20 protein-coding genes are annotated in these 23,395 nt (G+C 59.1%); 11 read left to right on the top strand and 9 right to left on the bottom strand.

Features of this window, described 5'->3' with window-relative positions; all coding sequences use genetic code 11:
* Positions 1–144: 144 nt before the first annotated feature.
* Positions 145–2,118, top strand: coding sequence for a DNA/RNA non-specific endonuclease (locus tag FIU93_RS09740; RefSeq protein WP_152505478.1), 1,974 nt, complete (start codon positions 145–147; stop codon positions 2,116–2,118).
* 141 nt (positions 2,119–2,259) lie between these two features.
* Here FIU93_RS09740 and FIU93_RS09745 read toward each other — a convergent pair whose 3' ends face one another.
* Positions 2,260–2,715: a methylated-DNA--[protein]-cysteine S-methyltransferase gene (locus FIU93_RS09745; RefSeq protein WP_023003661.1), complete on the bottom strand. Its 456-nt coding sequence runs from the start codon at positions 2,713–2,715 to the stop codon at positions 2,260–2,262.
* 132 nt (positions 2,716–2,847) lie between these two features.
* On the opposite strand from FIU93_RS09745, the gene FIU93_RS09750 reads away from it, so the two are divergent.
* The 4 genes from FIU93_RS09750 (at position 2,848) to FIU93_RS09765 (ending at position 6,377) form a co-directional block, all read left to right on the top strand.
* Positions 2,848–3,753 carry a DMT family transporter gene (locus tag FIU93_RS09750; RefSeq protein ID WP_152505479.1) on the top strand — a complete coding sequence of 302 codons (906 nt, stop codon included), beginning with the start codon at positions 2,848–2,850 and terminating at the stop codon, positions 3,751–3,753.
* 130 nt (positions 3,754–3,883) lie between these two features.
* The gene (locus tag FIU93_RS09755) at positions 3,884–4,528 is read left to right on the top strand and encodes a L,D-transpeptidase family protein (RefSeq protein WP_062486959.1); all 645 of its coding nucleotides are present in this window, start codon (positions 3,884–3,886) and stop codon (positions 4,526–4,528) included.
* A 105-nt stretch (positions 4,529–4,633) separates the two neighbouring features.
* Positions 4,634–5,170, top strand: a complete 537-nt coding sequence (locus FIU93_RS09760; protein WP_023003655.1) for an OmpA family protein — start codon at positions 4,634–4,636, stop codon at positions 5,168–5,170.
* Positions 5,171–5,285: 115 nt separating this feature from the next.
* On the top strand, positions 5,286–6,377 hold the full coding sequence (locus FIU93_RS09765; protein ID WP_055661151.1) for a LacI family DNA-binding transcriptional regulator: 1,092 nt from the start codon (positions 5,286–5,288) through the stop codon (positions 6,375–6,377).
* Between the two features lie 225 nt (positions 6,378–6,602).
* On the opposite strand, the gene FIU93_RS09770 is transcribed toward FIU93_RS09765, so the two are convergent.
* The 4 genes from FIU93_RS09770 to FIU93_RS09785 all read right to left on the bottom strand — a co-directional run bounded on the left by FIU93_RS09770 (position 6,603) and on the right by FIU93_RS09785 (position 12,480).
* Entirely contained in the window at positions 6,603–8,231 is a 1,629-nt protein-coding gene (locus FIU93_RS09770; protein WP_152505480.1) for a BCCT family transporter, read from the bottom strand.
* Between the two features lie 29 nt (positions 8,232–8,260).
* On the bottom strand, positions 8,261–8,701 hold the full coding sequence (locus FIU93_RS09775) for a universal stress protein (protein ID WP_208984754.1): 441 nt from the start codon (positions 8,699–8,701) through the stop codon (positions 8,261–8,263).
* A gap of 274 nt (positions 8,702–8,975) precedes the next feature.
* Positions 8,976–11,147 carry a diguanylate cyclase gene (locus FIU93_RS09780; RefSeq protein ID WP_152505481.1) on the bottom strand — a complete coding sequence of 724 codons (2,172 nt, stop codon included), beginning with the start codon at positions 11,145–11,147 and terminating at the stop codon, positions 8,976–8,978.
* 151 nt (positions 11,148–11,298) lie between these two features.
* Entirely contained in the window at positions 11,299–12,480 is a 1,182-nt protein-coding gene (locus tag FIU93_RS09785) for a pyridoxal phosphate-dependent aminotransferase (RefSeq protein WP_152505482.1), read from the bottom strand.
* Positions 12,481–12,710: 230 nt separating this feature from the next.
* Here FIU93_RS09785 and FIU93_RS09790 point away from each other — a divergent pair, with 230 nt between their 5' ends.
* The 5 genes from FIU93_RS09790 (at position 12,711) to FIU93_RS09810 (ending at position 17,060) form a co-directional block, all read left to right on the top strand.
* Positions 12,711–13,799 (top strand): GTP-binding protein, encoded by a 1,089-nt coding sequence (locus FIU93_RS09790; RefSeq protein WP_152505483.1) that lies wholly within the window; start codon positions 12,711–12,713, stop codon positions 13,797–13,799.
* A 12-nt stretch (positions 13,800–13,811) separates the two neighbouring features.
* Complete coding sequence (locus FIU93_RS09795; protein WP_152505484.1) at positions 13,812–14,789, top strand: WD40 repeat domain-containing protein; 978 nt, start codon at positions 13,812–13,814, stop codon at positions 14,787–14,789.
* A 36-nt stretch (positions 14,790–14,825) separates the two neighbouring features.
* A complete protein-coding gene (locus FIU93_RS09800; RefSeq protein WP_152505485.1) occupies positions 14,826–15,326 on the top strand; it encodes a DUF2937 family protein in 501 nt (166 codons plus the stop codon).
* Between the two features lie 98 nt (positions 15,327–15,424).
* Positions 15,425–16,324, top strand: coding sequence for a LysR family transcriptional regulator (locus tag FIU93_RS09805; protein WP_023003634.1), 900 nt, complete (start codon positions 15,425–15,427; stop codon positions 16,322–16,324).
* Between the two features lie 196 nt (positions 16,325–16,520).
* Complete coding sequence (locus tag FIU93_RS09810; RefSeq protein WP_152505486.1) at positions 16,521–17,060, top strand: TetR/AcrR family transcriptional regulator; 540 nt, start codon at positions 16,521–16,523, stop codon at positions 17,058–17,060.
* 133 nt (positions 17,061–17,193) lie between these two features.
* On the opposite strand, the gene FIU93_RS09815 is transcribed toward FIU93_RS09810, so the two are convergent.
* The gene (locus FIU93_RS09815) at positions 17,194–18,267 is read right to left on the bottom strand and encodes a Glu/Leu/Phe/Val dehydrogenase dimerization domain-containing protein (protein ID WP_152505487.1); all 1,074 of its coding nucleotides are present in this window, start codon (positions 18,265–18,267) and stop codon (positions 17,194–17,196) included.
* Positions 18,268–18,507: 240 nt separating this feature from the next.
* Here FIU93_RS09815 and FIU93_RS09820 point away from each other — a divergent pair, with 240 nt between their 5' ends.
* Positions 18,508–20,445 carry a DUF1007 family protein gene (locus FIU93_RS09820; protein ID WP_235814961.1) on the top strand — a complete coding sequence of 646 codons (1,938 nt, stop codon included), beginning with the start codon at positions 18,508–18,510 and terminating at the stop codon, positions 20,443–20,445.
* Here FIU93_RS09820 and FIU93_RS09825 read toward each other — a convergent pair whose 3' ends face one another.
* The 3 genes from FIU93_RS09825 to FIU93_RS09835 all read right to left on the bottom strand — a co-directional run bounded on the left by FIU93_RS09825 (position 20,446) and on the right by FIU93_RS09835 (position 23,324).
* A complete protein-coding gene (locus tag FIU93_RS09825) occupies positions 20,446–21,204 on the bottom strand; it encodes a gamma-glutamyl-gamma-aminobutyrate hydrolase family protein (RefSeq protein WP_023003626.1) in 759 nt (252 codons plus the stop codon). It abuts the gene before it with no gap.
* An 82-nt stretch (positions 21,205–21,286) separates the two neighbouring features.
* Positions 21,287–21,955, bottom strand: coding sequence for a response regulator transcription factor (locus tag FIU93_RS09830; protein WP_055661261.1), 669 nt, complete (start codon positions 21,953–21,955; stop codon positions 21,287–21,289).
* A 7-nt stretch (positions 21,956–21,962) separates the two neighbouring features.
* Positions 21,963–23,324 carry a cache domain-containing protein gene (locus FIU93_RS09835; protein WP_023003622.1) on the bottom strand — a complete coding sequence of 454 codons (1,362 nt, stop codon included), beginning with the start codon at positions 23,322–23,324 and terminating at the stop codon, positions 21,963–21,965.
* Positions 23,325–23,395 lie beyond the last annotated feature (71 nt).

A 23,395-nucleotide genomic window follows, 5' to 3' on the forward strand; every position in this document is an offset into this window, starting at 1 on the left:
GCAGGTTCGTCAAACACGAAAGAAAGGAGAGAACCGGGCACTGTTCAGGTTCCGTGTTTCCGGCAAGGCCGCAAGCCTCGTCGATGCCCGAACCTATGGGGAATACCGGACAATAATACAGACATTGATATTGGAGGAATTTCCATGAACACGCGAGCATTATTGGAAAGTCAGGGACGGCTCGAAGCATTGAAATCGGGCGGACGGCTTGAGGCTGCGAAACGCGCCATCGAGGCAGGACACCCCTTTGTTGAGCAACTTGGACTGGACATACCGGATACGCTTGATGCGCTGGATATGTCCCTCGGCCAGCTTGAAGCCGCCGGCACGCCGTTGACGCAACTGGAAGCCATCGTGCGACTGGTTACCCGGCCGCCGATGGTTGTTGAAAACGGCGCGGTCTCGCTGATCCCGCTGCCGGATGAGTTTGGTGCCGACATAGACATCAAGATCAAGCGGAACGAACACTGGATCGGCTCGGTCGGGCGGGTTGAATTCATCAACCACTCGATGACCTGGGGCGGAACCGCCTGGGTGGTTGGAGAAGAAGCCGATGGCCGGCATCTTCTTGTCGTGACCAACCGGCACGTGGCCAAGATTGTCGCACGCCGAAACGCCAGGGGAGAGGGCGTCTTCATGCGCTCGCCCTTCACGATGGTCCGTTACGGTGCGCGCGTGGATTTCAACGAAGAGGTTGGCGCGTTGCCGTCAGACGAGCGCCCGGCCGAGATCCTTCGCTTCACCTATCTTGCAGATGATGCCAGCGCCGACGTCGCGATCGGGCGGATCGAAAAACCTGCCGGCTTCGCCGTGGCGCCCTTGCCTCTGGTGGGTACAGACGCGGAAACGGACGAGATCGTTGCGGTGATCGGCTATCCGGCCTTCGACAGCCGAAACGACCGCACCGAAATGGAGAAGTATTTCAAGGGCCTCTACGATGTGAAGCGGTTTGCTCCGGGCAAGATGATGCCGGTTGCGCCGGGAACCGTGCTCAGCCACGACTGCACCACGCTCGGTGGAAACTCCGGCTCACCGATCCTGAGCCTTGATCGCAACAAGGTGGTGGGGTTGCACTTCGCCGGAGCCTATGGAATTGCCAACAGCGCTGTCAGGGCGAGCACGCTGCGGGACCTTCTGTCAGGCAATCGGCCCACACAGGTTCTGGTCGAGGCTAGCCTTGAACAGGAGGTGGCCGACGGTTTCCACGACCCGAACCATTTTATCGGCCGGAACGGCTACGATCCCAACTTCCTGTCGAAAAAGGTCGACTTTCCGAAGTTGCCGGACGGCATGTTCAATCTGGCCAGCCCGACGGATGCGCTCGCCGGCCGTCAGCATGAGCTGCGCTATACCCACTTCGGGCTTCTCTATGATGTCGATCGCAGAAGCCCCGTGGTCACTGTCGTCAACATCGACGGCGAAAAGGCAATCAAGATCAAACGCAAGAAACCGGACAAGTGGTTTTTCGATCGGCGCATTCCGGTGGAAGCGCAGCTCGGCAAGGGCGACTTCCCGGGAGATCTGGACCGGGGACACATGGTCCGGCGCGAGGACCCGAACTGGGGCGATGACCGCCCGGTGGCGCAACTGGCAAACGACGATACGTTTCACTACACGAACGCCTCGCCGCAGCATTCCTCCCTCAACCAGAACCGGTCCACCTGGCAAGGTCTGGAAAACCATATCCTCGACAGCACAAAGACCCATGCCTTCCGGGCAACGGTCTTCACAGGCCCCCTTTTCGACGACGACGAGGATCCGTTCCTCGATGGAGTCGGCATCAATCTGCCCCTGCAGTACTGGAAAGTGGTGGTGATGGATGCCTTGCAGGACGACGGCAGTCTTCGCCTGCACGCGACCGCCTATCTGTTAAGTCAGGGACAGGCCATTCAGAAATACCTGCAGGACCGCCGCGAGACGGAAGCTGTCGAAGGGTTCGCCTTTGGTGAGTACAAGACGTTCCAGGTGTCCGTTGCCTTTCTGGAAGAACTGTCGGGCTTCGATTTCGGACCGTTGAGGGATGCAGACCCGCTGGCGGCGCTTGCAGACGAGCTTGAGCTGCCCGACAGCCGACCGCAGTTTGTCGAGATCACGGGAGCAGATTCTCTGGTCCTGTGAGGAAATGTGAGCCTGCCGTGCGCGTGATATGACCAATCGGTCAGAGCATGCGTCTCGGCGGGTCCCTGCCGCCGCTCCGGTCTTTGCCTTTATCGACAGGGCCGGAGTGGCAGGTGTTTGACATTGACGACTTGAGTTGCGCTAGACCAGGAACGGGTAGCCACCCTCCAGTTTCAGAAGGGCGATCTTTGTTTCCGTACCGCCCGAGCCGGAATATCCGCCAAGGCCGTTCGCCGACAGGATCCGGTGGCAGGGGATGATGATCGGTATCGGGTTGGCTCCGCAGGCCTGGCCGATCGGCTGCCCATATGTGTCCAGCTCCCTGGCAAGGTCGCCATAGGTGCGGGTTCCGCCATAGGGGATTGCGAGCATCGCCTTGAACACCGCCTGGTGCAGCTCGCCGCCTTTCGGGGCGAGCGGCAGGTCGAAGGTTTTCAGATCACCCGCAAGATAGGCCTGTACCTGGCGTGCTGCTTCCTTGAGCAACGGTGTTTCTTCTTTGCCAGAGGGCCCGTTCCAGTGTAATTGGGTGATTGCGCCGTCAACTTCCGTAATGGAAAGGCGTCCCAGCCATGTTTCAATTTCTGCAACCGGCATAACCGCCCCCGCTTGTCTTTTAAGGTTAGGTAGTGGGTTGGTGCAATTATCTCAACCGGACCGTTCCTGCCGGGACATGTCCGCTACTCTCTTTTTCATCTACGGATGATCGTTTGAAAAGGGCCGCCGCCGATGGCGCATGACAGTCAGCACCGTTCGACCGGCAAAGCCGCCGCTGCCACGGCGCCGCTCGCCGGGATCGGTCTCATCGTGCTGGCTTGCCTCAGTTTTTCCGTTCTGGATGCAACGGCCAAATACATGTCGGCCAGCCTGCCGACGCTGCAGATCGTCTGGATGCGGTTCGTCAGTCATGTGATCCTCTCCCTGGTCCTGTTCCAGGTCTGGAAGAAACCTTCGCTCCTGAAGACGAACCGGCCGGTTCTGCAGATCGTGCGGTCGTTCTGTCTGCTCGGTACCACTATTTTCAACTTCCTGGCGGTTCGTTACCTGCAGCTGGCCGAAACAATGTCGATCATGTTCGCCGCGCCGTTCGTCATCACGGCCCTTGCCGGGCCGCTGCTTGGGGAATGGGCCGGATTACGCCGCTGGATTGCGATCATTGTCGGCTTCATCGGGGTTCTGGTGGTCACCCGGCCAGGACTTGGCGGTATGCACTGGGCGGCGATCTATTCGGTTGCGGCCATGTCCTTTTATGCGGTCTATGCGCTGCTGACACGCCAGCTCACGGCAACGGACAGCTCTGCCGGAATGCTGATCATTTCAGGTATTGTCGCAGCCATTGCCATGGCGCCGGCCGGTATCTCGGTCTGGGTCACGCCTCCGGACCTGTGGACATGGGTTCTGCTGTTCGCGACCGGCGCTTTTGGTGCGGGTGGGCATTTCCTGTTCATCATGGCGCACAGGATCGCGCCTGCACCGGTACTGGCGCCCTTCATCTATACGCAGATTGTCTGGATGATCGCGCTTGGCTTCCTGATCTTCGACGACGTGCCCACGTATACGACCATTCTCGGGGCAGCCATCGTTGTCGCATCCGGCCTCTACATCCTCTACCGGGAACGCGTGAAGGGGATCTGATCAAGGCTGCATCTGCCCGTACGCTGGCCTTAGGCGGTTGACGGGATTGGATAGTTCCCTTCTTAATACCCGCCGGGGTTAAAACAACCGCCGGTCAGGAAGGATCGCCAGCCTTTAAGGGAGGTGTGGGATGGAGCTGAACCGCCGCAGGTTCTTGACAGGGGCAGCAGCCACGGCAGGCTCATTGGCCTTGCCGCAGATGGCGCACGCCAATGCAGCTGCAAACGCTTATTTCAGTGGCTATCAGGAAGATAGCGGGTTTCAATACAGAAGAACCAACTTCAAGAAGATCGATCCCGTCTGGCATCGACAGATGGTGAAGTATTTCAGTGACGAGCCACCCGGCACTGTGGTGGTCGATACCAACAATCACTTCCTGTACTGGGTATGGGAAAACAACACCGCGCTTCGTTATGGAGTTGGCGTCGGGCGTGAAGGCTTCCAGTGGTTCGGCCGCGCCCGGATTGACCGCAAGGCCCTTTGGCCGCGGTGGGTGCCGCCACCGGAGATGCTGAAGCGGCAGCCGGATCTGCCAAGAATGGTCGAAGGCGGAGCTGCCAACAATCCACTAGGGCCACGGGCCTTGTATCTCTATCGGGATGGAAGCGACCTCGGGTACCGGCTGCACGGCACGCTGGAGCCCTGGAGCATCGGCCATGATGTGTCGAGTGGCTGCGTGCGCATGTTCCCGGAAGACATTGTCGACCTTTACCAGCGCTGCCCGAAGGGAACCGGCGTTCTGGTGCTGGAACATCTTGGAGAGAAAGCGGGCTGAGCCCGTTCATCCGGAGCAATTTGCAATCGACCGGCGGAGCTGCAGTCGAAGGGGCTGAGGGCTGCCGGGCGAGGGGGAAACTTAAAGAGGATTTGGGGGCTTTCCTTGGAAAATACATTTGGCCGGATCGGCCGGGGTGCAGTTTTTGCGCTCATGATCGGATTTGGAGTCGCCGGCTGCAACAGCGCGGGTGGATTGTCGTCACCCGATGTGACCAACGCACCGGCCGCCGGTTTCGGAAATATTTCGTCGGGTTCGGAAGAGGAATTCATCATCAATGTCGGTCGCCGGGTCTATTTCGACCAGGGCTCGGCTGTGGTCACCGATGAGGCTCGCATCACAATCGAAAATCAGGCCAAGTGGCTGAAATCGAACAAGAAGTGGCTGGTCAAGATCCAGGGCCACGCCGACGATCCGGGCAGCGAGGCTGCGCAGAAGACATTGTCGACCCAGCGGGCGAACGCGGTCATGGCCGAACTGGTCAAGTTGGGGGTCAACCCCAAGCGCATGTGGGTGAAGGGGTATGGCGTGGAGCGTCCGGTAACGGATTGCGACAAGGTAACCTGTCAGTCTCAGAACCGCAGGGTTGTCGTCAATCTACGTGAGGAATTCGACGATTCCGCTCCCGCTGGACGGCGCTGATCCTTGTGAGGGGCTTCGATCCCAAACTTCGGAAAAACAGAAAAACCTGTTTACCCAGAGGGGAGAGGGCTATAACGGTCTCTCCCAACGCCGCTGCGGTTATTGAGAAATAGGAATGTCTGAAGACAACGGTTCCCCTCCCTCCCAGCCGGAATTTCCGCAAAAGCCTGGTAAAAGGCTCACTCTCGGGCACATTGCCGACCAGCTCGGTATTTCCACGGCAACCGTGTCGCTGGCGCTTCGGGACAGTCCGCTTGTTGCCGAGGAAACCAGGGCGAAGGTCAAGCAGACCGCGGAGGAGATCGGATATATCTACAACCGGTCGGCGGCTTCTCTCAGAACCGCCCGCAGCCAGATTGTGGGCGTTGCCGTTCATGACATCCTGAACCCTTACTTCGCCGAAGTCTTTTCTGCGCTCGAGGACGTTCTGGAAGAGCAGGGGCAGATGATCTTCATCTGCAACCACCGCGACGACGTCAAACGCCAGCGTGCGTTCGTCAACACGCTGTTGCAGCACCGCGCGGACGGGTTGATCCTGTGTCCTTCGGTCGGAACCTCGGCCGAAGAGATCAACAGGCTGGTGGACCAGGGGATACCCGTGACGCTGGTGGCGCGCGAGGTTCCGGGAGTCTGGGCACCGTGCGTACGCGGTGACGATCTTGCCGGCACCTATCAGATCACCAAGCACTTGATCAAACAGGGACACAAGGACATCGCCATGGTTGGCGGTCGCCGTGGCAGCTCGACCGGCCGCTACCGCAATGCGGGCTGGCGCAAGGCGCTGGAAGAAGCGGGGATCGATCCCGCAAGCCAGCTTGACCTGCCGGAGCTGATGACTCAGGCCGATGGCCGGGCTGCAGTGCCGAAGATCCTGGAAGCCGAACATCGCCCCACAGCCATCGTCGGCTTCAACGATCTCGTCGCCCTTGGAATGATGACCACGTTCCGGCGAGCGGGGATCGAGCCGGGGCCGGACATGGCGATTACCGGTTACGACGATATCGACGGCGCCGATGCGCGTACGCCCGCGCTGACGACGGTGTCAGCCCAGCCGGACAAGATCGGACGGTTGGCTGCACTGACCCTGCTGCGCCAGATCGCGGGTGACCGCGTGCCCAATACGCCCATCGTGATCGAGCCCGATGTGCGGATCCGTGAAAGCTCGCCGCCTCCCGGCGTGCGCCTGGCCCCCAAGCTGGCCGACTAGACAAGTCGGCTGGCGATTGCCGCCTGCTTTTAAGAGGCCGTCGGATCATCCGGTCGACCCTCGCCTCGCGCGGGTCTGGAACAATCCAAAAAATTTCGAGGCGGCGGTTCCCTGATTCCGGCTCGCGCTTCGCCTGTCTGCGATGACTGCAACGTGGCTCGTCATGTTCGGATGCAAAAACGGGCGACCAGAGCCGCCCGTTCCAGGTGTTCCTGCTGTTTCAGGTCAGCGCGGTTCGTCCGCCAGTCCCTTGAAGATGGCGTAGCAGGCCAGCAACAGCACGATCGTGAAGGGGAACCCGGTCGAGACTGCCATTGCCTGCAGGGCTCCCAGACCTCCGCCAAGCAGAAGCGCGATGGCGACCAGACCTTCGAAGGTGCACCAGAACACGCGCTGCGGCACCGGCGCATCGACCTTGCCGCCTGCCGTGATCGTGTCGATCACCAGAGAGCCGGAGTCCGAGGAGGTGACGAAGAACACGATGACCAGAATGATGGCGATGAACGAGGTGATCGATGCCATCGGCAGATCGGCGAGCATGCCGAACAGCGACAGTTCAGGGCTGTAGCTCGCGATCACATATTCATGCACCTGGCTGTCGCTGCTGGCCAGGACCTGTTCGATGGCGGTGCCGCCGAACGCTGTCATCCAGATTACGGAGACGATGGTCGGAATGATCAGGACGCAGACGATGAACTCCCGAACAGTGCGGCCACGGCTGACGCGTGCAATGAACATGCCGACAAACGGCGACCAGGAAATCCACCAGGCCCAGTAGAACGATGTCCAACCCTGGCGGAAGCTGTCGTCCTCGCGGCCGAACGGCATCGACAGCGGTACGATTTCCCTGCCGTAGGCAATAATGTTGGAGAAGAAGTCGGAGACCAGCGTTGCGGTCGGACCAGCGGCAATCACGAAGACCAGCAGCAGAGCCGCAATCAGCATGTTGATTTCCGACAGAACCTTCACGCCGCCGTCGAGACCACGCAGAACCGAGACCAGCGCAACGCCGGTGATGCCGATGATCAACACGACCTGTGCCGTGGTGCTGACAGGAATGCCGAAGACGAAATCGAGACCCGCATTTGCCTGCTGGGCGCCAAAGCCAAGTGAGGTCGCGAGACCGAACAGGGTCGCGAACACGGCCAGGATATCGATGACATGGCCCGGCCAGCCCCAGGTGCGCTCACCGAAGATCGGATAGAATACCGAGCGCATGGTCAGCGGCAGACCCTTGTTGAAGGAGAAGATCGCAAGAGCGAGTGCGACCACGGCGTAGATCGCCCAGGGGTGCAGGCCCCAGTGGAAGATGGTTGCGGCCATGCCCATGGCCTTCGCGGCCGCGACATTTTCCGGAATGATATTGCCGTCGGCGTCGAAGGGCTTTGGCACACCGATCGGCTCGGAAAAGGCCATGTGATAGACCGGTTCCAGAACGCCGAAGAACATCAGGCCAATGCCCATGCCGGCGGCGAACAGCATGGCGAACCAGCCAAAGTAGGTATAGTCGGGCTCGGCGTCCTTGCCGCCGATGCGGACGTTGCCGAGGGGTGTGACGATCAGCGCCAGGCAGACGAGGACGAAGACGTTGCCGGAGATGATGAAGAACCAGTCGAGGTTCGATGTCAGCCACTTGCGCAGATGATCGAACATCGGGCCGACTTCGGTCTGAAAGGCAAGGGTCAGAAAGACGAAGGCAACGATGGTCAGGCCAGAGACCAGGAAAACCGGATTGTGGATGTCGAGGCTGAAAGGGCCGACAGAAGTTTCGATGTTGTCCTGGCCAATCTCGTATTCGGTGTCGATGAGATTGGCGGCGCCTTCCGGATCCGGAATGCCTTGATTGTCGCTCATGGGAGCGCTCCTTTTGTTCGGGAAACGGGTTATCTCACGAGGAAGACGGAAACATCTGCATGGCTCGCGACGCGTCCACCGTTCGACGGCCAGAAGTGATCCGGCACGTGCGGGATGTGCGTTGCCATGACCACGAGATCCGCACCGGTATCGTGAACAGCCTTCAGAATCGCGTTTTCCAGGTCGACAGCCGGATCGTGAGAGAAAACGGCATGACCGGTAGCGGTGATCCCGTGTTTCTGCCCTTCTGCGGCAGCGTAGGCAGCCAGCTTTTCCCGAAACTCGTCCGGAGTGTGGGCAAGGGCGCTTGGGGTGTTTGAAGTTACCGCCGCAAATACCACGGGAATACTATTGGTTTTTGCTATATAAGCACCCGTTGCGATGGCTTTTTCAAGTTTATCCGCATGACTGAGGTCAATCGGAACTAGTATTTTTGTGAACAAATGTCCCTCCAAGATCTGTTCAGGCAAGAATATACAAGATTCAAGCCGTAGAGGTCCTTGCGCGGAGGGTCCGCTTCAGTATTGCATTCTAGTGTAATGTCGTCTTGTCCCGCTCCGCTACGATTACACTACTGTTGCATATACGGAGGGCGGCGTCAAAAGAACGGCAAGAATACGTCCCGATGCGACATATTGGCGCGTTGGGTTTGAATTAGCGCGAAGTTTTGCGCGGGAAACCGGGAAAACGCTACGGCATCGCGTGTCGAACGTGGCCGCGAGCAGGCCAGACGGTCTGGGCCGGTCAGAGGGCCGGAGCGTGTTCCGGATACGAACTCTTGTGGGCAACGCATTTGTTGCGTCCCGTCGCCTTTGCCTCATAAAGCGCCGTGTCGGCCTTTTGCATGAGGGTCGAAAATTCCAGATCTTCGCGGGCGACGGTGGCAAGGCCCATGCTGCAGGTGACCGTCTGTTTGACGATGTCGAGCTGGCATTCCTCGATAATCTTCACCCGCAGGCGTTCACACACCAGCATGGCATCTTCGATTTCTGCGTTGTGCAGGATCATGCAGAACTCTTCGCCGCCGACCCGGCCGAAGATGTCGACGGCACGCAGGGCGCTGCTGACGGTATCGGAAAATTTTTTCAAAACTTCGTCGCCGGTGGCATGGCCGTACAGATCGTTGATCTGCTTGAACTTGTCGATGTCCATCATCACAGCCGTGAAGGGGCGCTTGGTGCGACGGAAGCGTTGCACTTCTGTATTGGCCCGTTCCAGGAAAGCGCGGCGGTTCAGGATCTGGGTCAGGTCGTCGATGCTGGCGACCCGCTCCAGGTTGATCTTGGCGTTCATCAGGGCCTGGTGATCGCGCTGGCGGGCGATCTCATGTCCGACCCAGTCCGCGAACTGACGCACGATCTGAAGATCCGACGGGGAGAATGCCCTTTTGCGCACGTCCGGGGCGGTGAAGTTGATTGTCCCATGAACTTCACCATCCACGAGAATCGGGGCGCCGATATACGTCTCCAACTTGAAGATCTCGTGGCAGGGATGCCTGGCGAACTCCGAGCTTGCGGCGTTTGCGGTCGCGATCGGCTCTTCGGACTTCAGCGTCAACAGACAATAGGTGTCCTGCAACGGGAACGTAGTGCCCGGAACGAGTTCTCCTTCCGGGCTCTGGGCGTGTGTGATCGTGTAGTGGTCGTCAATCACGTGACTGATAATGCCGAAGGGAACCTCAAAATGTTCGGTCCCCAGACGGAGGATTTCGGCAATCTTGTCTTCGTGGCCGAGCTCGCGGGTCGAGGTGATGGCATAAAGCTCGGCCAGCGTACGTTCCGTTTTCTTCCGGTCGGTTATATCGGAAATCAGAACCACGATAGCTTCAACGGCACCATCATCGCCGAAGCGCGGGTTACAGCTCATCAGGCATTCGCGCAAAATGCCGTCGGGAAAATGGAAGCTGACTTCCGATGAAACCTTCTCACCGCTCATCGCTTCCTCGAAGATCGTGCGAACGGCTTCGCGTTCCTTCCAGGGCAAGCGGTCACGAAGCCGGGTGCCGATGAGAGTTTCCGGTTTTTCGTTGAACCAGTCACACGCGGTCTTGTTGATGAAGACGCATCTGCCCTCCAGATCGACCTCGGTGACGCTGGCCACAATGTTGTCGGCCATAAGCGAAAGGTTCTTGTAGGCGTTTTCCGCCTTGGCCTGAGCGTGTTTGAGTTCCGTGATGTCGAATCGGATGCCGGCGATGCCGCCGGCGCGGGTGCGGGTTTCCGAAATGCGCAGCCAGCGGCCGTCACTGAGGTTTTGCTCCAGGATCGAGCCATCGCCGGCCTGATGCCGATCGAGGCGCTCCGCCAACCATTCGTCGTCCGTCTTGCCGCCCGTCTCGTATTGCTTGCGGTTCAGGCCGAACCGCAGGATGTCCTCGAAACGATTGCCGGGGAACATGGCCGGTGCCGAATGGGCATAGATCTCGCGATAATTGTCGTTGCAGATAACCAGCCGGTCATCCTTGTCGTAGAGTGCGAAGCCTTCCGAAATCGCGTCCAGCGCATCTTCAAGCGTCAAGGCGATGTCACTCAGTTTGCTTTCCAGCGCCTTTCGTTCCGCCAGATCCCGCGCGATAAACAGGATGCCGGTCAATGTGTGATCTGTATCGAACAGCGGTGCGCTGACAACCTCGACGGATACGGTCGACCCGTCTTCGAGCGCCAGATCTATTGAATAGGCCTTGCGGTTCCGGTGATCCGTTGGCGATTGGTAGAGTTCCGCCATCTGGGCAAACTGGTTCGGATTGGCGAAGAACCGTTTCGTTGTCGTGCCGACGACCTTTTCGCGATCCACCTTCAGCAGGTTGGACATAGCCTGGTTTATGAAAACGATGGTGCGTTCGGGGTTGGTCACGAGGACACATTCGTTCAAATCGCCGAACGTCTGTTCAAGATCCAAAGTGATGTTCTTGGTCATTTCCGTCCCCATTGTCCGACCTTTGTGCGGGTCGCGGTGTCATTCAAGACAATAAAAGTTTAATAAAAGGGATACGTAACGGAAGACTCCTTGAAGAAAATACGCATGTTAACCTTGGAAAGGTCTGACGATCAGTATTTGTGCCAAGTGTTCAGTTCTTGCGGTTTTCGTTCAGGAATTTTTCTATCCGTCCCAGGGCATCGCGTATGTTGTTCGTGGAATTCGCGTAAGACAATCTGATATAGCCTTCGCCCAATACACCGAAGTCGGGGCCGCCGATGGTCGCAACGCCGGTCTCTTCCAAAAGGGCGGATGCAAGTGCCTTGGCCTTCCAGCCGGTCTGCTTGATATTCGGAAAGGCATAAAAGGCACCAAGCGGAACGCGGCAGGAAATACCCTCAATGGCGTTCAGGCCGTCAACGGTCACCTTGCGCCGGCCATCGAATTCCTGAACCATGTCCGCCACTGCGGTTTGCGGTTCGGTAAGCGCTGCAAGAGCGCCGAACTGGGCGGGGGCGTTGACACAGGACCACGCGTTGACCGCGAGCTTGCGCGCCTTGTCGATCAGGCCTTCGGGCCAGAGGGAGAAACCCATCCGCCAGCCGGTCATGGCATAGGTCTTCGACCAGCCGTCGAGCAGGATGAGCCTGTCGCGCAGCGACGGGAACCCCAGCAGGGAGACGTGTTCCATGCCGTCATAGGTCATCTGCGAATAGATTTCGTCGGACATGACGGCTACATCAGGAAAGCGTTCCAGCTCGGCGACGAGCTTTTCTATTTCAGCACGCGGGGTGACGCCGCCGGTGGGGTTGGCCGGCGAATTGAGGATCAGCAGACGGGTCTTGTCGGTGATCAGCGACAGCGTCTCTTCGGCAGAAAAGGCAAAGTCGTTTTCCTCGCGGATCGGAACCGGCACGGGCCGGGCGCCCGTGAACTCGATCATCGAGCGGTAGATCGGGAAGCCCGGATCGGGATAGAGAATTTCACTTCCCGGTTCGCCGAACATCAAGATGGCCATGAACATGGTGACCTTGCCACCGGGAACAATCAGAACGTTGCCCGGGTCAGTCTCCACTCCGTGACGTTTCAGAAGGTCGGCGGAGACTGCTTCGCGCAACGGGGCAATGCCGGTTGCGGGCGTGTAACCGTGCTGACCGTCGCGCAGGGCCTTGATGGCCGCTTCAACGATGTGATCCGGCGTTTTGAAGTCCGGCTGACCGATGCCCAGGTTGATGATATCGCGGCCTTGTGCGGCAAGTTCCGTTGCCCGTGCCAGCACGGCGAATGCGTTTTCCTCGCCAATCCGGTCAAATCCGCCAATCGTGTGCAGCATTTTGGTCTCCATGCCTTTGCGCGCTTCCTCGAGCCGACGTTAATGCGGTGGACAAGGATTTGAAAAGGCTGAAGAACGGTCAAAGCGTTCGGGCGAGTGTCCACAGGTATGCCGGGAAAAGGGAAATTTCCGTACCGCCCTCCCAATACGGCGGTGAAATGCTTATATTCGCGCCCAAGCGGCCCGCCGATCGGCGGGCGACCCTTTATCTTCTGCCAGGAAAGCGCGCAATGACTGCGACCCAGGACAGCCAGGCACAGATCCCCGTTACCGTGTTGACGGGGTATCTGGGTGCCGGCAAGACCACACTTCTCAACCGGATCCTGACCGAAAACCACGGTCAGCGTTATGCGGTCATCGTCAACGAGTTCGGCGAAGTCGGTATCGATAACGATCTGCTCGTGGAATCCGACGAAGAAATCTTCGAAATGAACAACGGCTGCATCTGCTGCACCGTGCGCGGTGACCTGATCCGCACTGTGCAGAACCTGATGAAGCGCAAGAATGCCTTTGACGCGATCATCGTCGAAACCACCGGTGTTGCCGATCCGGCTCCGGTCGCACAGACCTTCTTCATGGACGACGATGTGCGTGCCGCCGCGAAACTCGATGCGGTTGTGGCCGTTGTCGATGCCCGCCACGTGCTGCAGCGTCTGGAAGACACCGAAGAGGCCGAAGACCAGATCGCCTTTGCCGACGTCATCCTGATCAACAAGACCGATCTCGTCTCGGGCGAAGAGCTTGCCACCGTCGAGGCGCGTATCCGTTCGATCAATCCGTATGCCGTGCTCCACCGGAGCGAGCGTTGCGGTATCGAGATCGCCAAGGTGCTGGATCGGGGTGCGTTCGATCTCGACAGGATCCTGTCGCTCGATCCGCATTTCCTCGAGCATGGTCATCACGCCGACGAATGCGGTCCGGACTGCGATCATGACCACAATCATCACGGCCACGACCATCATCATGACCATGGACACGATCATGGACATGGACATCACCATCATCACCACGATGAGGATCCCCATTCGGTCAAGAGCATTTCCCTGAAGGCAGGCGACCTTGATCCCAACATGTTCTTTCCCTGGATCAACCAGGTCACGCAGGTTCAAGGCCCAAACATTCTGCGCCTGAAGGGCATCATTGCCTTCAAGGGGGATCCGCAGCGCTATGTCATCCAGGGGGTGCACATGATCGTTGAAGGCGATCATCAGCGCGACTGGAAAGAGGATGAGCCGCGAGAAAGCCGCCTGGTCTTCATCGGACGCGATCTCAACTGGGATGTCCTGAGAGACAGTTTCCAGGCCTGCGCCGCGCAATAAGGAAGAAGAGACTTGCCGACAGTTGCTCCCGTGGAGGTGGACGGCTTCGTCGTCCGCGCCGGCTATCTGAAAGACACGACCTTTTTTGCGTCCGGAGAAGGCGACATCGTCCTGTCCGGACAGGGTGAAACGAAACTGAAGCCGCACAAGGCCGGGCTTCTGGCTGCCGAGCCGACAATCGACGGCAAGGGGCTGATCACATCGGGTGACGACGGCTGCATCTTCCTGAGTGCGGCGGACGGATCGAGCGAATGCGTTGCCGAACGGCCGCGCAAGTGGATCGACCTGATCGCTGCCGGACCGTCCGGTGCGCTTGCCTTTGCCAGCGGCCGCACCGCCTGGGTGCGGTTCGCGGACGGGCGCGAAAAGGAATTCGCGCATGAACGGGCCGTCGGCGGTCTTGCCTTCGCGCCCAAGGGCATGCGGCTGGCAGTCGGGCGCTACGACGGAGCGACGCTTTGGTGGGCCGGCACGGACGGCGCACCGGTCGAGCTCAGCTGGAATGGCGCGCATCTGGGCGTGAGCTTTTCGCCCGACGGCAAGTATGTTGTTACCGCCATGCAGGAAAACGCATTGCACGGCTGGCGCCTGTCGGACAGCCAGGACATGCGCATGACCGGCTACCCGGCCAAGGTCAAATCGTTCAGCTGGTCGGTCAAGGGGCGATATCTGGCGACCTCCGGTGCCAATGCCGCGATCCTCTGGCCGTTCTTCGGCAAAACCGGGCCGATGGGGCAGACACCGCTGCAGTTGGGCACAAGGGGTGACAACCTGGTCAGCGCCGTTGCCTGCCACCCGAAGGAGGATGTCGTTGCTGTCGGCTATCAGGACGGCATGATCCTGATGTGCCGGTTCGAGGACAATGCCGAGGTACTGCTGCGGCGCCCGGGCCTAGGGCCGGTGTCTACAATGGCCTGGGATGCCGATGGAGTTCGGCTGGTCTTCGGAACGGAAACCGCGGAAGCCGGGATCATCAGTCTGCAGGACTGACAGGCCGTAACCTGGAAAGGGAGATCCTGACACGCGATGGCACGTATCATGATGCTGATTGTCATGTTGCTGAGTGGAACCGCGACGTCCCAGTTGCCGGAGTTCACACAGCAATATCGCCAGCGACTTGGTGGGGCCATCGACGCTCTGGAGGAAATTCTGGCCGATTTCAATCGTGACGCCGAGCGTTACGGGCTGACGTCGGCAGAAGCCATAGCACGTCAGAAATCCTCCGAAGATCCCTTTATCAGAGCGCGGGGCGACAGCATGCTGAACGCCGAAATCCGCTTGAGCAGGCTGAAACTGCAGCGGGAAGAGCTTGAAACGGCCGGGCCGCTGGATCGCATGATCATCTTTGCGCGCGGCTTCGACCCAACCCTGGCGCAGGCAACGGCCGAAGACTACGAGCCAGCCGTTCCGGTAACGCCGGCCGGCTTTGCCAGTGCAGGTGTCGGTGCGCTTGGCGGGCTGCTTGTCATGCGCCTGCTGATCGGCGCAGCGCGCCTTGGACGCCGCAACAGACCTGCCCGGCACTAAACGCCCCGCCGGGCCGGCCTTTGGCGAAGCCTTTGACCGGCCGCCGGAAAATACGCTAAGCAGGGTTTCTGGAATGGCCCCAACGGGAAGGATGCCGGATGGACGCAATCACGCGGATGCGCTGCTTCATTCAAGTTGTCGATTCAAACGGATTTTCCGCAGCGGCCCGTGAAATGGGGCGTTCCAAGGCGCTGGTCTCGAAATATGTCGGCGAGCTGGAAGACGAACTGGGCGTGCGTCTGTTGAACAGGACCACCCGTCAGGTGTCGCTCACCGAAGTCGGTGAAGCCTATTACAAGGAAGCTGCCGAAATCCTGCAGCGGATCGATGATCTGCAAGCCTCGGTTCAGTCCTCGCACCAGGAAGTCCGTGGGCGTTTGCGTGTTTCGGCTCCCCGTTCGATGGGCGACGACCTGCTGAACCAGGCCATGATGCATTTTCTGGTGAAGTATCCGGAAATCAATCTGGACCTCAGGCTGGAAGACCGCTTCGTCGATCTCGTGGAAGAAGGTTTCGATCTTGCGGTCCGGGTCACCCAACTGGAAGATTCCAGCCTGATCGCCCGCAAGATTGCTCCCTTTCGCACCGTGGTGTGCGCCACGCCTGAGGCGATCGAGACCTATGGGGCGCCGAATGTGCCCGCTGATCTTTCCACACGGCCTTGCATCATCGATACGAACTACCGCTTCAAGCAGAACTGGGCCTTCTACACGAATGGAGAGCGTTCGTCGGTGGCAGTGAAAGGCCCGCTGGAAGTCAACAGCGCTGCCGCGGCGCGCGAAGCGGCGTTATGTAACCTCGGTTTCCTTCGTACGCCGCTGTTTTTTGTGTCCAAAGATATCCGCGACGGCAAACTGGTTACGCTACTGGAGGCCTATGAGGAGCCGATGCGCGGTATTCATGCAGTTTATCCGCACCGCCGGCACTTGAGTGCCAAGGTGCGCGCCTTTGTTGATTTTCTGGTCGAATGGTATTCGTCAGGTCAAAACGACTGCTGATTTTTTTTAGCTGGTTCAGCTATTTCCCATTCCTTTGAGAATACGTTTTCGGATTTTATTCTCCGTTTCGTTTTTCTTGGTTAAATGAATGTAATCTGTAAATTTCTATCTATGGTTATTTAAGGGAAATTACTTACAATAAGTTTCGGTGAAGGTTTTCCTTGAAAAGCCGATGTATAAATCCCAAGGTTTACTCATGGAAAACGCGCAGGAACATATTGCCGCTCGCCTGGAAGAGGTTTTCTGGAGCCGGGGTTTCGCCGAACCGAGCGTTCCCGAACTCAGGGCCGGCGCGGGTGTCAGCATGCGCACGCTTTACCGTCATTTTCCCTCGCGCGAGGCGATGGTGCTGGGCGCCCTTGAATACCGGCATCGACGCTATCTCTTCTATGTTCGCGAAGGTGTGACGTCGCCCGGGCTTGAGGCCGCCGTTCAGCTTTTTGACAAGCTGGGTGGTTGGATGCGCATGACGGCGGGCAAGGAGTGTCTGTTCCGCCAGGCGCTTGCGGCCAATCCCGGCAGCACCGAAATAGCGGCGATGGTCAAGCGCCACAAAGGCGAGCTTCTGCGTTTCTTCGGCGAATTGAGCGGGCAGGAAAGCTTCGCCTCGCGTCTTTACCTCCTGCATGAAGGTGTCACCGCCTGTTATGCGGAAATGGGGGAAAGAGCCGTTGAGGACGCGAAGAACCTCGTGAGGCAGATGTTCAAGGCAGCCAATGAAAGCCAGCTTTCCTGACCTGAGCATTAAATCAGGTGCACTGTTGCAGTGCTTTCTTCTGCCGACCGTATGCAGGCCCGACAACCGGAAACAGGCAAAGCAAAAAACGGCGGCTCAAGGCCGCCGTTTCCGTTTGACGTGAAAGCTTTAATCAGGCCGACTTCGCTTTTGCCAGACGCTCTTCCGCCATTGTGTCGGCCACGCGTTCCGGGGTGCTGCCTTCGCGGGCGGCCCGCTCGAAAATCGTTGCCAGCGTTTCGCCGATGGCGATCGTCTTTTCACGCACCAGCTTGTCGCCGCTGTCCGCTGTTGCCAGGGCAATGGAGATCACGCCACCGGCATTGATCGCGTAGTCGGGAGCGTAGAGGATGCCGCGTTTCTTCAGGGCCTCGCCGTCCGCCGGCGTCTGCAGCTGGTTGTTGGCAGCCCCTGCAACGATCTTCGCCTGGATTTGCGGAACGGTGCGAGCATTGAGGCCTGCCCCGAGAGCGCAGGGAACGAAGATATCCGCCTCCACCATATGAGCTTCGGCCGGATCAACCGCTGTGGCTCCGAACGCATCGATGGCACGCAGCACAGCCGGTGCATGAATGTCGGAAACGATGAGCCTTGCACCGGCTTCGTGAAGCTGGCGGGCAACGTCATGTCCCACGTGGCCCAGTCCCTGCACGGAGACAGTCTTTCCGGAAAGGTCGCTGCTGCCATAGACAAATTTTGCGGACGCCTTGATACCTTCGAAGACACCGAGAGCCGTATAGGGCGACGGGTCTCCGAGGCCGGTTGCCTTGGTGCCGCGCACATGGGCGGTCTGGCGGGCAACGGCTTCCATGTCGTCTGGCGACACGCCGACGTCTTCTGCGGTGATGTAGGTGCCGGACAGGCGCTCCACATGGCGGCCGAACGCTTCCATCAGGGCTTCGGACTTGTCCTTGCGTGGGTCGGCAATGATGACGGCTTTGCCGCCGCCGAGATCAAGGCCTGCCAGAGAGTTCTTGTAGGTCATGCCACGGGACAGGCGCAGGGCATCCGTCAGCGCATCCGCCGGGTTCTCGTAGGGCCAGACGCGGCAGCCGCCAAGTGCCGGGCCGAGCGTGGTGTCGTGGACGGCAATGATTGCCTTCAGGCCGGTGGCCTTGTCCTGGACGAAAACGATGTCTTCGTGATCGCCCATCTCCGGATGATCGAAAACGGCACTGTGGTGGACTGATTTATGCAAGGCGTTCATGGCTGGCTCGGTGCAGTGGTTATTGTTGTGAATATTTTAGGCTGCATCCCGGGAATATTGTCTTTTTTCTCCTAATTTTAGTCGTCGGATGAGTTGAAACATTCCGTATTTGATTACCAAGTGCGAAAATTGTTCCTTGAGCGTTTTGCGCCGCGAAATTGTCGCGGTCATCTTCCTGCCGTCTTCTCTGGTCAAACAACGCACTGCGTGTCATGTAAACATATTACATCTGATCAGTGGGTGATCCCGTTGCGCTTGCTTTCCACCTTTCGAGCCAAGGTTCTTCCTGCGGCCTCTCGCCGTTTCCTGTTGGGTCTGGGTCTTCTGTTGGCTGCTCTTGCCGGAGCCAGTGCGCACCCGCATGTCTTTGTCGAGGCACGAAGCAAGCTGGTTTTCGACGATGCTGGACAGGCGATTGCGCTTCAGCACGTGTTTCGTTTCGATGATGCGTTTTCCGCTTTCGCCATCCAGGGCTTCGACAAGGATGGCGACGGTCACTATTCCCGTGAAGAGCTGAGTGAACTGGCGAAGGTCAACGTGGAGAGTATGGCCGATTACGGCTATTTCACGTTCGGTGACAATAGCCGGGTCGAATTCGATTTCGATGACCCGACGGATTACTGGCTGGAAGTGGTCAAGGTTCCCCTCAAGGACTACTGGGTGATGAAGCCCGAGGACTTCGAGGCCATGGAGGAAGATGTCCGCATGAATGGCGGCTCCATGCCGGAGGATGTGAACCTGCTGGAACTGCATTTCACGTTGCCGTTCAAACAGCCTAGCGATACCAAGAGCCTGATCACGCTCGACGTTTACGACCCGACCTATTACGTCGATTTCCGCTTTGGTGCGGGGGACGATGCGCTGGGAACGGAAAACGCACCGGGCACTTGCCGTGTGAGCCGCAAGGAACCGCCGCCGCTGGATGATGCCGAAGCCTATGCGCTTGCACAGATCGGCGCAGACCAGCGTGACCTGCCGCCTGAGCTTCAGTCCGCTGCCGCCTCGCAGGTCAATCAGATGCTGGTTGCCTGTGGTGATGCAATGGCCGCCGCGAGTTCATCGTCCGGAACTTCGGAAGCCGCAACGCCCGAAACCACGTCTGCTTCCACGTCCACGTCCACGGACACTGCTGCCAGCTCGCCCGTCGATGCTGCGGCCGCAATTACGGCTGCACTCGATACGGCGAAGGCTTCAGAAGAAGCGGTTGCCGCGCCGAAGACGGGTTTCCTCGATACGGTTTTCGGGACAATTGCAGTCAAGCAGAAGGAATTCTACCAGGCGCTGGTCGCCAGTCTCAGGGCCTTCCGCAACAATCCGCATGCGGCCTGGCTGCTGATGGGGCTTTCCTTCGCGTATGGCATCTTCCATGCCGCAGGGCCTGGGCATGGCAAGGCCATCATCACGTCCTATGTGGTTGCCAACAACGAGACCCTTCGCAAGGGTATTTATCTCTCCTTTGCCTCGGCGTTCGCACAGGCGGTGACCGCGATCCTGCTGGTTGGCGGTCTGGCCGTCGTTTTCAATCTCACCAGCATCGCGATACAGGATACGGCGCGGTGGTTCGAGATCGGATCCTATGTGCTGATCACCGGTCTGGGCGGCTGGCTGTTGTGGCAGAAAGCCCTTCGTCCGCTGGCCATGAATGTGGCGTCCCGTCTGTCAGGCTCGCAACTCGCGCTCGCGGGTGCTTCGGCGGCCGGTCATCACGGTCATGGCCACAGTCACGATGGCCACCATCATCATGGTCACGATCATCACCACCATGACCATCATCATCACGAGATCGGTGCAGATGGCGTGTGCACCACATGCGGTCATGCCCATGCCCCGACGCCGGACATGCTTCAGGGCAAGATCACCCTTGCCCGGGCCGTGTCGATCATTTTTGCAGTTGGTCTTCGGCCCTGTACCGGTGCGCTGGTGGTGCTGGTCTTTGCTCTTTCGCAAGGCATGATCGCAGCCGGCATCGCTTCCACCCTGGCGATGGCGGTTGGCACCGGCATAACCGTCTCGCTGCTTGCAGGCATGGCAGTCGGGGCCAAGGAACTTGCCGTGCGGCTTTTTGGCGAAGGCAGTCCGATGGCGGTGAAGGTTCACCGGACGATCGAAATCGTCGGGGCAGCCATCGTCTTCCTGCTGGGTCTCACGTTGCTGATCGCAACGCTCGGCTGGGGTTGATTACAAACCCAGGCGTTTGACGCGATAGGCCCGGACGGCATCACCGAAAGCGGCAAACAGCTTCTTCGACGGGCCGTCCGTCGACACCCAGTATTCGGGGTGCCACTGTGTCGCGAGGACGTAGCCGGCACTATCCTTGACGGAGGCCGCTTCGATGGTCCCGTCTTCGGCTTCCGCTTCCGTGATCATGCCATTGCCCAGCCTGCCGACAGCCTGGCGGTGGAGCGAATTGACTTCGAAAGGCTCGCTGCCGACAACGGTGGCCAGACAGCTGCCTTCGGCGACTTCCACCGGATGGGCAATCCGGAAACGTTCGTCCTGCCGTTCTGATGTCGGCGCGCGGTGATCGGCGCGCCCTTCAAGGGACTGGATCTCAGTCAGCAGCGTACCGCCAAGGGCAACATTCAATTCCTGCATGCCGCGGCAGATGGCAAAGACGGGAATGCCGCGTTCGACGGCGCGCTTGAGCAGCGGCAGTGTCGTGGAATCGCGGGACGGGTCGTATGGACCGTTCTCTTCCGTCGGCACTTCGCCATAAAGTTCCGGATTGACGTTGGACCGGGAGCCGGTCGCCAAAACGCCGTCGACCTGGTCCAGAGCCGCATCCAGATCCAGATCCGCCCCCAGGGACGGCAGGATCATCGGGATGGCATCGGAGCCTTTCAGCACGGCCTGCAGATAGGTTGAGGTCGCGGCGTGCCAGTTGTAGCCCTCGATGGTTTTCACATCGGCGGTTACCAGGACAAGTGGTTTGGTCATTTCATGCCTGTCAGATGGGAGACCCATGTCTCCGGAAGTGTTTGGCCAGGGTGTGGACCCAAACAGATTTAGCCGAGCCGGATCAGTCCAGCAATCCCAGATCCTGCGCGACCTTATAGAGCTGAGCGGCATTCTTGTTGCCGACCTTTTCCCGCAGGTTCAGGCGGTGGGATTCGACAGTGCGTACGCTGATGCCCAGTTCCTTGGCGACTTCCTTGTTGGGCTGGCCTTTGGCAATGGCCGTCAGCACCTGGCGCTCCCGATCGGTCAGCCCGTATGGGTCTTCCACCGGTGCGGATGTGCCGGCACCAACCAGCGTCGGGCCGACCGCGGAGGAGAAATAGTACCCGCCATTGGCAACACTGGTGATCGCAGTAATCATCTCGGCTGCGGAGATATCCTTCAGGATGTAGCCGCGGGCACCTGCCTGGACGACGCCGCGCACATACTCCGGGTTGTCGTAGACCGACAGGATCAGTACAGCGATTTCAGGCAGCGTCTTGCGCATCTGGGTCGCCGCTTCCAGCCCGTTCATGACCGGCATGGAGACATCCATCAGGAGAACGTCGGGGCGCAGGTCTCGGGCGAGTGTCAGAGCATCGCGGCCGTTTGTCGCTTCACCGACCACTTCCAGGTCGGCCACCTTTTGCAGCCGGGCCCGGATACCGTCGCGAACCAGCTCATGGTCGTCTGCCAGAAGAACGCGGATGGGTCTGGTGAACGACCGGGGTGAAGGTGAATGCACTGTCATCTTTGTATCATGCCGCTTTTGCCGCCGCATTGTCGAGCGGCATCTGGACTTTAATACGGGTTCCGCCGGAAGCACGTCTGCTCAGGGTTAACCGGCCACCATAGGTTTCGATCCGCTCACGCATGTTGCGGAAGCCGAGGCCGCCGGATTTCGGCAGCGGGCGGGGGAGGCCGACACCGTTGTCTTCCACCGAGAGCACAAGCTGCTGCATGCCGACCTTGAGGGAAATTGCGACTTCGCTGGCGTGGGAATGGCGCGCTACATTGGTCATGCATTCCTGAACCACACGGTAGAGGGCGGTCTTGGCACCTTCCGACAAGCGGGCGTGGCATTGCTCCGCCTGTACGTTGACGGTGATGCCCGACTGGTTCTGGAACTCCTTGCCAAGACTGCCGAGCGCCGCCGCAAGGCCCATGTCATCGAGGACACTGGGTCTGAGATCTCGCGATATCCGCCGGACCTCGGCAATGGTTCCGTCCAGTGTCTTGAGGCATTTGGCTGCCTGCACCTGAAGATCCGGATCCCGGTTGGCCTCGCTATGGATCATTTCAACGCCATAGCGCACGGACACAAGAAGTTGGGAGATACTGTCATGCAGTTCGGTGGAAACGCGTTTGCGCTCCTGTTCCTGCACCTGGAAGATCCTGTTGGTCAGTTCCTTCAGCTTGGTGTCCGCAAAGCGCTGTTCGGAGAAACGCACACCGGCGATGAGGAAACCCGCAATGACGATGGCCGCAAGCGTGATCATGAAGGTGACGAACAGTGTCTGGCGGATGGAGCGGGCAAAGTCGGTGCGGATCGCGGTGACCTCGCGGGCGATGTCATCGGTGTAAAGGCCGGTGCCAAGCATCCAGCCCCACTTGTCGAGCAGGATCGCGTAGCCGAGCTTTTCCTCGACCGTGCCTGTCGAGGGCTTGTGCCAGACATACTGGTGGAAGCCGCCGCCGTTCTGGGCCGCCTCGATCAGGTTGCGGATGACGTAGTCGCCGTTGTCATCCTGGAGCTGCCACCAGTTTCCCCCCACCAGGTGCGGCAGCTTGGGATGGACCAGGTTGGTACCGTCGAGCGTGTAAACGAAGAAATAGCCGTCGTAGTCGAAGGTCAGATGCTGCAGGATCATCTTGACCTTTTGCTGCGCTGCTTCGCGACCTCCCGGTTCTTCCTTGTAGATCTGCTCGATCGAGGTGAGAGCAAGACTGACGTAGTTCCGGATTTCCTGACGCTTGGAGGACAGGATGCGCTGTTCCACTGCCTGGGTCTGCGTGTTGATCAGTTCCCGAGACTGATAGTACGTGGCCGCACCGATGAGTACGGAGACGGCGATCAATGGCAGGATCGTGATGAGCAGCAATTTGGTCTTGAAGGTCACGAATTTTGCTCTCTTGTTGCGCGAACATGCGGCAAACGATTATCTCTCTTGCGTGGTTCTCGGTAGTATTA

The organism is Labrenzia sp. THAF35 (genome assembly GCF_009363595.1).
Classification (GTDB): domain Bacteria; phylum Pseudomonadota; class Alphaproteobacteria; order Rhizobiales; family Stappiaceae; genus Roseibium; species Roseibium algicola.